Here is a 12,483-nt window from a genome sequence, read left to right as displayed (position 1 = left end):
GTTGCGGCGAGCCGTTGCGGCGAGCCGTTGCGGTATAACTCACCAAATGATTCTTCGGCGAAGCCGAAACTCAAAGGTACTGTGACCAACTCTTGTCCTGACACCGGAGGCACCGAATCATCTATCCGGTCATCACACCCGATAATACCGCTACATAGGGCTGTAAGCCCCAAAAGCAAATAAATATTTCTTTCAAATATCCGTTTCATATATTCTTTGTTTTAATTATCAATTCAAAGCCGGAACGCCGGAAAACAAACCGTCCCACCTCGTGGACCTTGCGGCACACGGGGCGGGACGGAAAACAATGTTATTTCATCAGATTTACTACAACCTTTCTTTTGCTAACTTTATTGATTTCTTCAATTGAACCTCTAAAACCTTCTTATCAGGTAATTCCGTCAAATACTGGGCGATATGTATTCCTGAGTCGCTTCCAAGTTCCATGATGAAATTTTGTAAATGAGCCAAAATTGCAGATTCAAGGTCTTTTTCCGAATAAGTATCATTCAAACCTAAAAAATCCAATATAACAGGATTCCGAAATGCCATTTCAGGAGTCAGTTGCTTCTCTTTACGCAGTAATTCGATATCATGAGCTATGGTTTGCTCCGGTTTCTTACTGATAGCGGTACGTTCATACAACATAGAATCAATGCGTTTATTCAACTGACGCACACTCCAATGTTCCATTTTGCACATTTCAATATAAAAATCCCGTTTCAAAGGCTCATCAATAAACATTAGTGTACGAATATGCGACCAACTCAATTCTATACACAGCGTGTATAAAATCTCCCCATCAACAAAAACTTCGGCACAACGTATGCAATGCCTTAACTGTTGTTCACCCCATCCTTTCCCAAAAGCCACTGTCAACTCTTTACTCAGATTGGATAATATCTGTTTACCGTATTCAGCACGTTGATCTTTCAGAACTTCTTGCTTTATACGCTTCCCTATATTCCAGTAAAGCAATGTAATAGCACTATTTACCTGAGTAGCCACCTGTCGCCGACTCCTTGCTATAAGTTGTTTTATCTCTGTGGCAAGAGGATTGGACGCACTGTTCTCCAATATTATATTTTCGGATTCATTCATTATAGTTATTCTTTTGTTAATCAACATTCTACTGATTAAATAGATAACATACACATTGTCTTACAAAGGTACTAATTATTTTCCGTTATTCCAGCATGTCAAAGAGCGAATCATAAAAGAAACCCAAGGCTTCTTTTGAATATTATTCCTGTACACAACGAACAGAGAAACCAAAACCGGGACTCGGTGAATGACCACAAGCTATATGTATATATTTAGTAACCATATCTCTGGCAGGTTGTATCTGATAATGTAAAAAACCAGTAGGCTTACTTGTTGAAGACCACAAAAAAACAGCATTGTTTTTAACCGTAACTCTATATTCTCCACTGCCTGCTTCACGTAGAGCAACGGCCGGAAAGAAAATTTCCTTATCTCCACTTTCGGAGCCTGCTTGTGTTCCGAAATATACATATCCGGAACCCACCGCAGTTGATTCCCATGCTACATTCTGTGTCAAGTCACCCAAAGTTCCTGTTGCCGCATCATAATACATCACATTATTAAATGTGGGCTGTACCCGCTCATATATCATATTTATATCGGTAGAACCAAATCCGGCCCACATACATCCCATTCAGGTTTTAAAAATCCACTACTTTATCAATAGTCTCCACCTTATCAAACACCACCACATTACCATTGGTAATGGTTACCCGCACATCACCGCTATTGGCACCGCTGATCTGCACAGTAATTGTATAGTGGTAACCACGCCGGACATTGTAATCATTCACCAAATTGCCGCCCAGATACAAACGATAACGGACAGAAATGGGATTCGTGGCATCCGGAGAAGCATCACTATAACTATACCAATACGAACCGACCAGATCAATATAGGTACATTTCGACAGGTCACCACCCGCCTCCGGTTTGCCGTCACTTCCCAATGTTGGTGCCTTGCCATCGGCTTTAGGACCATAACTATTCAGGTTCTTTTCTTGGAAAGATTTGCCGCAACCTACTCCGCGAAGATTTTCGGGCATATAGAAAGTATAGGTACCATTTACACTAAGACCATTATCGGTGGCGTCTGTATCAACCGGATAAGTATTGGTTATTTGATCTGCTGCCGGATAAGCACCGACAGTTGTTCCGGCACGGCTTTCAAGAGCGAATGATTCAGGTAGATTATAAGCCGTTATTGATTGAAGGGTGAATCGTGCGGGAGAAGCCACTTTATTCGTCCACTTTACATCAATCCAGCTATAAGCATAGCTCAAACCGGCCAGAAGAACCGCTTTACCACTTGTATCAGTACCTTTAAATTCTATGTCATCCGAAACCAGATAATTCTGCTGGCTTTTATAATTCGAATAGCTGATTACGATACCTTCCAAATCTGCTTTTTGAGCATTAGTATTTTTAGAAAAAGCAACCAACTGACTTTGGCTTTCACCGAAATTTGCGATAATACGGAAAGTTCCGCTTACATCCGAAAAGTTACCCGTTTCTACCTGTACAAGTGCTCCGCTGGTTCCAAAATCACTAATCTTAGTACTGCCATAACATACAGCATGCAACATCTTTCCATCTGCATCAAACTGCACCACCCACACATCATTAATACTAACGCCACCGATAGATCCGGCACGGGTATCTACCGACAAAGCCGGAGGCAGACTCAAATAAATACGAAGTCCTCCACTCTCATTCTCAACCGGTTCCGAAGATTCGCAAGCCACAAACAGGAAGATGGCAGCAACACAAAAAAGAGTTATAATCTTATTCATAAGCATACACTGTATTTTTGATCAATCTTTTCCCAAATCCTCACCGGTCAGATTGGACGTTGTCCATTCACGGATGGCAAGTGTAAGGTCGGAAGGAACAATTGCACCGTAAAATGTCAGTGAAAAATCAAACTGGTACGTCATACCCGGCAATAAAGCCTTTTCAATAGTGGCATAATAAGAATCGGTAGAATTTTTTGTCGCATCGCCATCTTTATACTTTACTGTCAGGTTTACATCAAACTTCATCTTTTGTGTCCCATACACGGGCAATAGTACACCGGGATCACTGGTACGTGCATCATATACATTCCAATCCAACGTATTTTTAGAATCGAACTTTTCAAAAGAATAGGATGCATCGGCAGTAGTAGTCGGCGTTTCCCAGGAAGTATTATTCAGTTTGTAAACAAGATTCCCATACAGACCACTCACCTTGATGTAATTCACAACCAACGCTGTAGGAGTCACCGGTTGCATGGAGTTTCTTGCCTTCACAGTGGTTATCACCTGCGCCCCCATACGAGTAAAAGGTTTGGGCAGAGACACCAGCATGGTATTGTCTCCCGTTTTATCCGGTTGCACTACAATACCTTCCAACTTCGTGTACATGAAGTCCTTTCCGTTACTTACGGTAAATGTTCCACTGCTATCCAACTCCGGCACTTCGGTAGAAGAATTGTAAGATACCAGATAAAGATCGTACGTTCCACGATACAGGGTCAGACTGCCTGTAGCCTTGCCGGGTTTTGAAGGAGTCGCTTCATCAGGTTGAACAGTGTAATTTTTACTATCCAGCGGAGCTCCCAGATTCGCATTTCCTGCCGTGAAAGCATAAATACGGAACATTTTGCCGATTGCCATATCTTCTGATGTAGAAGCAGCATCGGCACGTGTCACCGAAGCACTATACATATCAAACGTCAATGTCACAGGCTCCCCCGACTCCGGATCGGGAGCAGTATCCGGCAGCACTGCATCACCGGCACTGCATCCTGCCAGCAATATTCCCAAAACGAGGCCGGAAAATACCGGAAAATGGGAGGCTAAATTTATAAATCTATATCTCATAAGTAACTTATATTCCTATTCCCGTATTCTGATTTGCATCACTCTTCCATGCGTCAATCTTTACATTGGTCAAGCTGCCGCCCATCTTGTCCACCGTAATGGCATAGACATAGTGATAGCCTGCTTTCCATTGCACTTCATCCACAACTGCCGTTTCAAAAGAACGGGAGGTAGTACCGTCTGCTCCGGTAACATCCACTGTAAGACGGAACGAAAGGCGGGTTTCGGCAGCACTCATAGGAGCTACCAAAGAACTGACATTAGGGTCTTTTTGCAAGGTACTCAGCACTGCCGATCCTTCCAAAGTGATGGAATTGGTAGATGCCAGACCGTTCAGGGTTCCAGTACTCAGATTCATAGTACCACTCGTACCCATTTGCAAACGGCTGGTGCTACTTAGCAGTTCTATCTTCTTCAAAGTCAGCGTTTCCTGTACATTGGCAGACTTCGACACCCGGAAACTAACCTTTGCCAGAGCATGATTCATGGTGAAGGTAACCGCACGGGAAGCAGCCGTAGCCGTCAGCGGGGTGGCAAAAAGGTAATCCACCTGCCGGGAAGCACTGAAATTGTCTGCTACCACCTGAACAGGTATGGAATGATTACCGACAGAAGAATTTGTGACCGATAGATCCGACGGAGCAAAGGCATATAAACGATTGGGAGCGTCCGCATCCGCCACCGTTATATTGGGAGGAGTATCTGAACTCCATGTTCCATTCGACAATTCGTACACGGATTGGGCATTCGTTGCCAGTGCTGCGTGCACGTAATCGGTGACATATACACCAATTTTAGTCAACTGGGTGGCTCCCCGCGCACGAGTGACCGAAGGATCGAACAACTCCACCGAACGTAACTGCAATGCACCTCCCTCAGTGCCCGGTTCCGGTACACCATCTCCGTCACAACTAAACAATACGAGAGCTGCCACGGAAGCCAACACGATATCTGTATATTTCATTTTCATCATTTTTTCCTTTCTTCTTTGTTACACCGGTCAGGTTGCATTGCCGGCATCCTCTTCACCATCTATACCGAAATTTCCATCCGCAACAAAATCTTTCACAACCACACTGGTAAGGATCAACTCATTCGTTCCGGTAAACGTGTATTGATATTCGTATCCCGGTTGAAAGGTTAATTCGTTACCTTTTTCCTGATAAGTACCAGTCCCAAAGGGGCTTGCCATTACTGAAATAAGATAAGAAGTGGCAGCGTCTGGTGAAAAGATACCCGAATAGGTATGGCGTTTCACAGCTTCGGAGGTTTTCAATAAGGTGATGGTTTCTTCGGTAGTTTTATTTCCGTTACAGAGTCCCTTTCCGGCAACTGTGGCACTTCCAGCGCTATTACTATCCTTAAAACTTACAATAATTGTAATTTTACAGGCAGCCGGTGCAAAACTGAAACTGACACGGTTTCCGGTGGCGGTAGCTGTAGCGGTCAACCGGTTACTTTTCCAGAAATTAGTAGGTGTGCTTTGATCTGCCAGTATACTTGAAAAATCATTTGGGAAAGTGGCTGTAAAAGTTTCCCCTCCTGTTGTAGTCATCGAGGTATTGGACACAGACGGGGTCCAGCCTCCAGATGCCGTCCGTTTATAACGGACATCGGTTGCTCCCGATTTTGATATTTTAATCACATCATCGGTCACAAATTTCTTTTTATCATAATCCGATAGATGCGGGTCGTCCGCACGTGTTTGGGGATTGCCGATTTCAGCAGATACTTCCAACGGTGTAGCGATGCCTGTACCATCCTGTGTACACGATGCAAATACACCTGCCATCAACAACAGTAGTAACCGGAATTGCGACCGGATACCCGCGTACTTAGTGTATATATGAGTCTTATTCATCATGCTTACTTTTAAATAAAGGGATCAAAATTTCCATTATATCTGCCCGATACCGTCCAGTCCTTTATTTCGGCCTGACCTACCGGAACAAGAATATTATTTTGCAGTTTCAGTGTATATGTATAGCTAATGCCCTTTGCCATGGCACATTGGACAGTAGCCTTATAAGTGATACCATAGGCATCTGTTACTGTTATTAAAATTTCCGTATTCGCAGCCCGCGGATAAATCACCGCACACCAGATGTATTCGGAATCGACAGGGCGCAACATATTGATACTTTCAGCAGCCGTACTACTGCCCGTCCGTAATCCGGTTGCCTGTACGGTCATCCGGCTAAAAACAGGCAGTGTATTCACACCGGTAAACTTCAGTGTCAGTTTTGCATTTTCATGATTGAAGGCATTCGTGCCTGTAAATTTCACTTCAGCACCCGAAACAGGAACTTCGGGCGTACGGAGGTAGTTACTTTTCAGGAAATCCGCTTTTTTCTCCTGGCTTGCCTGGATGCCATCGTAACCGACCGGGAAAGAAGCACGATACGTCACGGCAGGAAGAAAGCCCAATTCACTACCTACAGGTGCTTTCCAACTACCTTCTGCATTCAGGGTATATCCGGAGGATGCCAGCAGGGTGGAGTTACGGGTGCAGGATACGCTGATCTGGTCGTTGGTTCTGAATGCACTCAAATCGTAGTCATTGGCAGGTGCAGCATCCCCCAGCCTATCTGTAGATGAAGGGGAAGCGGAAGTGCCAATCTCGGCAGTAATGATAAGCGGAGTGCCTGACACTACCAGAATCCCCGATTGCTCGTCGGTGCAACCGGATGCCAGTAACAGGAAACCGGAAGCGATATAGGGCAGTATATTTAAAATCTGTTTCTTCATTGGTTCGTTTCTCCTTTCGTCAATTTATTCTATAACGGGCGGCACGTTCTGCGAACCTCCATCCTCTTCTGTCCAACCTTTTATTTCAACACTTTTCAGAGTGATGTCATTTTTGTCGAGTTGCAAGTTGTAGGTGTAGCGATACCCTTTCTTCCACTCATCTTTAAACAGGGTGGTATTGGCGGCGGTCAGGGTACGGTCGTTGGTTGACGCAGACTTTTGCCCCAATACGAGGTTCAGGGATATCGGGCTACTATTAGTTTCGTCATTCGCTTTCGGAGCAACCAATCCGTAAGCTACTGGTTTCGGGGCACCGATATTACCCGGAAGTTGGGAAGTTCCTGCGGTTGCTGTAAAAGTGATGGTGGCTGCTGTGGCAAGAGTGATTGTGCCGTCATTCAGTGCCAAGGTGCCGGCTACATTTGCAGCACGGAAAACGGTTGCGCCCATGCCGGTGGTAAGGCTGATGCTTTTCACATAGTCATATTCGCTATCGGGTACGCGCCCGGCTTTGTATTCGATAGTGAATACAAGTTGTGCTAAGGCGTGTTGCAGGTAGACGTTTGGGGAGGCATTACTTTCATTTACAGTGATGGCAGTGGCATCACCTGCAGTATTGCTTGCCGAACCGTAGAGGTAGTCGGTTTGTGAACAGGCAGTGGTGCTTGTGCCATCAAAAGTTTGCGCGGCAGGTAAGGTTAAAGGTATGGTCCGGGTGGTTCCGGATTCTGTGGGAACATCAGTTCCGACAACTGGATACCAAGCATAGAGGCGTGCCTGTTCGGTACGGAGGTTGAGTTTCTTTGCTCCGGTCCAAGTAGTACCGTTTGTGGTAGTAAAAGTAGTATAAACCATAGCAGGATCGGCATAGGCGGTATGCCCGTCAGTATGAGTAAGGTAAACGCCTATTTTATTTACCTGTCCGGTTACTGTGCCCGTTTCATTCACAATGGAGCGGGTTGAGACATTGGAGGCAGTACTGAAAGAAGGTTGCAGAAAGACAGGAATATCCGTGTCGGACAGGCAACCGGCGTCTGTACACCCACCTGCAAGCAGGAGGGTGCAAAAGACGGACAGGTAAAAAATTGAGAGTTTATTCATATATAAAATAAAACTAATAAAATTACTTAATTTCCAGACTAGCACTACCGACTACTTCTTCCCATTGTGTCACTGTTATAGTACCCAAAGAAAGCTCCGTACCACTTAATTTCACTGTATAGAGATGATTTTTTCCGGCAGGCCATGCACCGCTATTAGCGGTAGGTGCTGTCAATTTCACTGTGTATTCTGCTCCATCAATGGTGAAGGTAGCTTGAATTTTATCATTACCGATGGAAGTAGAAATGGGAAGCACCATGATACTGAATTTTTTGGCACCTGCACCGTTAGTAGTAGATTCTAATGTGTAACCATCTTTAATAGTACGCGTATAGGTTGCAGCAGTCGGAGTACCTTCCGTAATTGTACCGTTCTTAATATTCATTGTCGGGCTTGCGCCTTTGCTTAAAGTAGTACCGTCACCTACATTCTTCAGTACAATCTTCGTTAACTTACCTGTACCTTCATAATCGGCTGCTTTGTAAACACGAAAACTTACCATAGAAAGAGCATGCTTCATGGTCAATGGCACAGGGGTGGTTTTGTTTGATTTATTCGTAACACTTGAAACTGACGTTGCATACATACAATCTACTTCACCAGCGGCAGCAGCGATAGAAGTACCGTTTATATTATCAACGGCAGCGATTTCCGATTCAGTTTCTAAGAGGGTAACAGGAATCGTCAAACTAGTAGTATTATACAGAGTAGTAGTAGGATAATAAGCATAAATCGTAGCCTCTGCATTCGTCAGATATATTTTATCAGACCCGTCACTATTCCAAGCGCTGCTACTATACTTATATTTTGCATAATTATTACCTTTAGCAGTAGTATAATCATCTCCCTCAGCATATACCGCCACAGTAGTACCATCAGCGAACGCAGTACCATCTACTACCCCGCGTGTCAGCGTCACTCTTGGAGAAATCCGTAATTCCACCGGGTCGTTGTTTTCAGCAGTTCCGGTGTTTTGATCATCGCCACATCCGGCAGTCAGCAACAGACCGGAAATAAGGGCGAGATTCATCAGTTGTTTGGTTTTCATTATTATTTTCTTTTTATCATTCATAACAGTTCGTTTGTTCATGCTATTATGGAACTAAGTCCAGATCATCATCTACCGATACCAGTTCCCAGGGAGTTACTTTCACAGACAAGATACCTAACTCATTGTCAGATAACGTCAATGTGACTTCATGGGAAACTCCCGCCTGAAACTTTGTAGTCGCAGGAGCACCGGAGAAGACAATCGGAATATTCTGGTAAGTCCCCGTTGATGTTTCCACATCCAATGTATAGGTATGGCCCGCAGTCAATGGAGGAAGCAACAGATCACCCAATGCAATGGTAGTGCCATCGGATGGAACTTCCTTGCCCGTACCACCCTCACCGGGAAGTAGCGAAAGACCTTTCGCGCCACTGAATGTAGGAACACCCGTTGCCAATAGTAATGTCACGGCACTTTCCGCTTCGTTTACCTTCACACAAGTAATCTTTACTGCCAAGCCATCAGCCTGCTTCTTACAAGCCTTCAACTGCAAACGGGTCAGCAGATGTGAGAACTCCAACGGCTTGTCATAGCTGTTGTTGGTATTCCCGGCAAAGCGGTCACCGTCCCACTTGTTTCCACGTATTTCCGGTGCATACAGCAGATCTTCCTTGCCTGTGAGTGTATAAGATACATTACCACTACCATCGGAAACACCTGTCGGAGAAATTGCCACAGCATACAGCCAGCTACCCGTTTCGGGATAGACCGGCTGCACACCGTTTTGCAATTTCCAGGAGACGCTACCATCCGTACCGACTGTTACTGCATAACTTCCCTCATACTTCGCCGTAAGCCCGGAATAGTCTCCTTTGCTCGTGGTAAGCATTACGGTAGCATCGAAAGCCTTTTCCGGCAGGTTGTCGGCACGAGTGACGGAAGTCTGAATCAGGGCATCCCCGCCGGCACACAAATCCAACGGAACAGCCTCTTCAACAAGAAGAGAAACGTCGGACGAACAAGCTGCGAGAAAACACAGGGAAACAGACAGCACAGAATGAAACAAAAGGTGAAAGCGTCTCATGAGTAATTAATTAAATATTTTATAATTCAGCAGTACCGGAATCACCTGCAACCCACGGAGTAACGGTAGCAGTAGTAGTAATGTTAACAGCGCCTTCTGCACTGGCAGGTTCTTTAATAGTAAGGGTAATTTTATGAGACTTACCTGTTGTGGTAGTCAAATCGGAATCTCCGTTGACAACACGGATGTTATTGAAAAGTTTATCAGCACCGTCTACTGTAATAGTCACATCCAACAGTACTTGAGTAGCCTCCTTTATCATCAACGGATTTCCCGCTGCAGTGGCTGTTTCAGCAATAACAGTTTCGGTGACGCCGGAAACAGCCAAAGTTGCCGCAGGACTCCAAGTAATATTACCGTTTGCAACATCTACAGATTGAGGTACAGCAGCTTCTTGTACAGCAATGCTCTTCAAGGCAATACGTTTACCATTCCATTCGCCACCACCAGACACTTTATCCAGCTTAATCTCAAAATTCAATTGAGTCGTTTTATGGGTAAATTTCAAATCACGGGGTTCTGCTGCAGTGGTTCCATTACCTACAGTTATTGCCGGAGCATGCATGACATCCTGCGTACCGTCTTTCTGGCTAAAAGTAACAACAGTTCCGACATCGGCAACCTGACCGGCAGGAGATACACCGGCAACAAATGAATTGGTGTTATTATCCGTATGATAATAAAGTTCCTGATTCAATGAAATCTCTTTGGTAGTGCCTACAACGAAAGAGGCTGCCGAAATACTGGCACGGGCAGTCAATTGTTTTGTAGCTCCATCAATAACATTTTTATCTACTTTAGTAAATCCACTCCAATTCGAAGGTGTATCACCGTCGCATCTCAAAATAGTAGCAGTCACACTGGTTCCAGTTTCAGCTACTGCACGTGACACTGCACTCACGCTCTGACCAATACGGATGGGCACTGCATTTACAGGAGAATCCGGCAAATTACTCTGGTCACTTTCACTGCATCCTGCCGCAATCAACAAGGTTAGCAGAGCTAAACTCAATTTTGTTTTCATATTCTACGTCTTAATTAAATGATTAATAATTTATTCGTTCGTTTATATAGTAGTTACTATTAATACCTCACTCCCAGCCGGGAATATCTCCGCTACCGGAATCGCCTGCTTCCCAAGGCACAATGGTGGCGGTAACCCTGACAGGTACAGGATCGGGAAATGTGGGAGTCGGCAATTCCACTTTCACCGTATAGGCTATGCCGCCTTCGCCACCACCACCCTCGAAGCTGATAGCCAAGTCATGGTATTCAAGATCATGGGAACGGTCATCGTCAACGGCAATCACCATATCGAGTGTGAAGTCGGACTGAGGTTGCACCAAGGCATAACCGGGAAGTTGCAGTACTCCGTCTGTAAATGGAAGCCCTTCGGCATCAACTGTGGCCGAATAGATTGGCACAGGAACCGTGGCATCACCATAGGATAATGCACCGGTTTGTAAAGCCAGTGTGACTTGCCCTGCCAAACCATTGAGTTGCAGAGCACGGACACGAAGGGAAGGTATGTCATCGCCCTCCAAATGAATGGCAAAACTTAATTTCGTCAACAGATGGTTGTAAACCAACGTCCCTTTACTGTCGGAAGTAAAAGGTGAAGAAAGAGAACCATTTTGCTCACCGCTGAGCAGAAGGTCTTCGTCTCCGGTAAGGGTAAAAGTCAATGTGCCATCGGCAGCCATCGGTACAGGGGGATAGTAACCACGCAGAAAAAGCGATGTACCATCTTCGGGATAATAGCGTACTGGGGTAAGAGTAATCTCATTTGCCGTAGCGACGCCGTCCCAAATAGTAGTATAAAGCCCGGAAGATGTACCACAGGCAATGCATACAGGAGTGGCATCGAAGGCATCGACCGCCGCACGGGTATGAATACCTGCATAGAGGCGGATAGGCACAGGATCGGGTGCATCTTCGGACGAGTGTTTGGCACAACCGGTGAAGGTAGTCGCAACAAGAAGTAGCGGAAGCAGCACGCCACAAAGCTTGCCGAGAATGATGGGTAAATTCCTTTTCATTATAAATCGATCAGCTTGATTTCAGATAAATAAAGTCGGGTCATCTGGTTGATGACTCCCAAGCGATGGGCAGCAGCACGGTATTGCAGATACATCTTCTCCTTAGTAGGATGATTGCAATTCAGATGCTCGTCGAGAGCTTCCAATATATTTAGTAGAGATATATCCGTATAAGAACAGGTCAGCTCATACGAAGCCAGAAGCCCGGACGACGGAACTTCTTTACGACGAACCAATCTGGCCATCTCAAACTTTGTGAGAATGTCAATCAATTCTTGCGGCGCAATGGTTAATTGTGCTGTGCGATATGGTTTGCCACCAGCATAAATGTCGTATAATACGGCGATAGCTGTTTGTGTCAGTTGTGTGAGCATAATTGTTTGTTTTAACCGTTACTTCGTAAGTAACAGAAGCACGCAAATACGGAAAATATAAAGCGTTATAGGAACACGGCGGGCATCTTAAGTTGAAATCACGTGAGAATAGAGCGTAGAATATCACAGGTCCATGTAAAAGGTAAAACGTGGATAGGGAGAATACTGTGTGTTCTCATAGCCGAGAAGGCGGTGATATGTCGATTTACTGTCTGTCTTGGTTATTGGAGTCGTGTTT

14 protein-coding genes are annotated in these 12,483 nt (G+C 45.0%); all 14 read right to left on the bottom strand.

The genetic code is table 11. The features are described 5' to 3' along the window. Positions 1 to 209 (bottom strand): hypothetical protein (locus tag QZ135_RS19125; protein ID WP_294613027.1); only part of this gene is annotated, 209 nt, incomplete at its 3' end. Between the two features lie 118 nt (positions 210 to 327). Beyond that, positions 328 to 1,101 (bottom strand): PDDEXK nuclease domain-containing protein, encoded by a 774-nt coding sequence (locus QZ135_RS19120; protein WP_294613023.1) that lies wholly within the window; start codon positions 1,099 to 1,101, stop codon positions 328 to 330. Between the two features lie 142 nt (positions 1,102 to 1,243). After that, entirely contained in the window at positions 1,244 to 1,678 is a 435-nt protein-coding gene (locus QZ135_RS19115) for a hypothetical protein (RefSeq protein ID WP_294613020.1), read from the bottom strand. Between the two features lie 7 nt (positions 1,679 to 1,685). After that, positions 1,686 to 2,837 (bottom strand): DUF4906 domain-containing protein, encoded by a 1,152-nt coding sequence (locus tag QZ135_RS19110; RefSeq protein ID WP_294613018.1) that lies wholly within the window; start codon positions 2,835 to 2,837, stop codon positions 1,686 to 1,688. A gap of 21 nt (positions 2,838 to 2,858) precedes the next feature. Beyond that, on the bottom strand, positions 2,859 to 3,908 hold the full coding sequence (locus QZ135_RS19105) for a hypothetical protein (protein WP_294613015.1): 1,050 nt from the start codon (positions 3,906 to 3,908) through the stop codon (positions 2,859 to 2,861). A 7-nt stretch (positions 3,909 to 3,915) separates the two neighbouring features. Further along, entirely contained in the window at positions 3,916 to 4,872 is a 957-nt protein-coding gene (locus QZ135_RS19100) for a fimbrillin family protein (protein ID WP_294613012.1), read from the bottom strand. Between the two features lie 36 nt (positions 4,873 to 4,908). After that, the gene (locus QZ135_RS19095) at positions 4,909 to 5,772 is read right to left on the bottom strand and encodes a hypothetical protein (protein ID WP_294613009.1); all 864 of its coding nucleotides are present in this window, start codon (positions 5,770 to 5,772) and stop codon (positions 4,909 to 4,911) included. 8 nt (positions 5,773 to 5,780) lie between these two features. After that, positions 5,781 to 6,656, bottom strand: a complete 876-nt coding sequence (locus QZ135_RS19090) for a fimbrillin family protein (protein WP_294613006.1) — start codon at positions 6,654 to 6,656, stop codon at positions 5,781 to 5,783. A gap of 24 nt (positions 6,657 to 6,680) precedes the next feature. Next, complete coding sequence (locus QZ135_RS19085) at positions 6,681 to 7,757, bottom strand: fimbrillin family protein (protein WP_294613003.1); 1,077 nt, start codon at positions 7,755 to 7,757, stop codon at positions 6,681 to 6,683. A gap of 22 nt (positions 7,758 to 7,779) precedes the next feature. Further along, on the bottom strand, positions 7,780 to 8,805 hold the full coding sequence (locus tag QZ135_RS19080) for a fimbrillin family protein (protein WP_294613000.1): 1,026 nt from the start codon (positions 8,803 to 8,805) through the stop codon (positions 7,780 to 7,782). A gap of 46 nt (positions 8,806 to 8,851) precedes the next feature. Next, entirely contained in the window at positions 8,852 to 9,832 is a 981-nt protein-coding gene (locus tag QZ135_RS19075) for a fimbrillin family protein (RefSeq protein WP_294612997.1), read from the bottom strand. A 19-nt stretch (positions 9,833 to 9,851) separates the two neighbouring features. Continuing rightward, entirely contained in the window at positions 9,852 to 10,856 is a 1,005-nt protein-coding gene (locus QZ135_RS19070; protein ID WP_294612994.1) for a hypothetical protein, read from the bottom strand. Between the two features lie 67 nt (positions 10,857 to 10,923). Further along, positions 10,924 to 11,871, bottom strand: coding sequence for a fimbrillin family protein (locus QZ135_RS19065; RefSeq protein ID WP_294612991.1), 948 nt, complete (start codon positions 11,869 to 11,871; stop codon positions 10,924 to 10,926). Further along, a complete protein-coding gene (locus QZ135_RS19060) occupies positions 11,871 to 12,245 on the bottom strand; it encodes a hypothetical protein (RefSeq protein ID WP_294612988.1) in 375 nt (124 codons plus the stop codon). The genes QZ135_RS19065 and QZ135_RS19060 overlap by 1 nt, the downstream gene beginning before the upstream one ends. Positions 12,246 to 12,483: the final 238 nt, after the last annotated feature.

The sequence above is a fragment of the uncultured Bacteroides sp. genome (assembly GCF_905207245.1).
GTDB lineage: Bacteria > Bacteroidota > Bacteroidia > Bacteroidales > Bacteroidaceae > Bacteroides.
The sequence above is the reverse complement of the archived record's forward strand: the minus strand, read 5'-3'. Positions and strand labels throughout refer to the sequence as shown.

Excerpts from the sequence above, each read along its gene's own strand:
- QZ135_RS19075 (WP_294612997.1), bottom strand. The coding sequence starts at position 9,832 with ATGAGACGCTTTCACCTTTTGTTTCATTCTGTGCTGTCTGTTTCCCTG.
- QZ135_RS19085 (WP_294613003.1), bottom strand. The coding sequence starts at position 7,757 with ATGAATAAACTCTCAATTTTTTACCTGTCCGTCTTTTGCACCCTCCTG.
- QZ135_RS19060 (WP_294612988.1), bottom strand. The coding sequence starts at position 12,245 with ATGCTCACACAACTGACACAAACAGCTATCGCCGTATTATACGACATT.
- QZ135_RS19120 (WP_294613023.1), bottom strand. The coding sequence starts at position 1,101 with ATGAATGAATCCGAAAATATAATATTGGAGAACAGTGCGTCCAATCCT.
- QZ135_RS19105 (WP_294613015.1), bottom strand. The coding sequence starts at position 3,908 with ATGAGATATAGATTTATAAATTTAGCCTCCCATTTTCCGGTATTTTCC.
- QZ135_RS19115 (WP_294613020.1), bottom strand. The coding sequence starts at position 1,678 with ATGGGATGTATGTGGGCCGGATTTGGTTCTACCGATATAAATATGATA.
- QZ135_RS19110 (WP_294613018.1), bottom strand. The coding sequence starts at position 2,837 with ATGAATAAGATTATAACTCTTTTTTGTGTTGCTGCCATCTTCCTGTTT.
- QZ135_RS19095 (WP_294613009.1), bottom strand. The coding sequence starts at position 5,772 with ATGATGAATAAGACTCATATATACACTAAGTACGCGGGTATCCGGTCG.
- QZ135_RS19080 (WP_294613000.1), bottom strand. The coding sequence starts at position 8,805 with ATGAAAACCAAACAACTGATGAATCTCGCCCTTATTTCCGGTCTGTTG.
- QZ135_RS19090 (WP_294613006.1), bottom strand. The coding sequence starts at position 6,656 with ATGAAGAAACAGATTTTAAATATACTGCCCTATATCGCTTCCGGTTTC.
- QZ135_RS19065 (WP_294612991.1), bottom strand. The coding sequence starts at position 11,871 with ATGAAAAGGAATTTACCCATCATTCTCGGCAAGCTTTGTGGCGTGCTG.
- QZ135_RS19070 (WP_294612994.1), bottom strand. The coding sequence starts at position 10,856 with ATGAAAACAAAATTGAGTTTAGCTCTGCTAACCTTGTTGATTGCGGCA.
- QZ135_RS19100 (WP_294613012.1), bottom strand. The coding sequence starts at position 4,872 with ATGAAATATACAGATATCGTGTTGGCTTCCGTGGCAGCTCTCGTATTG.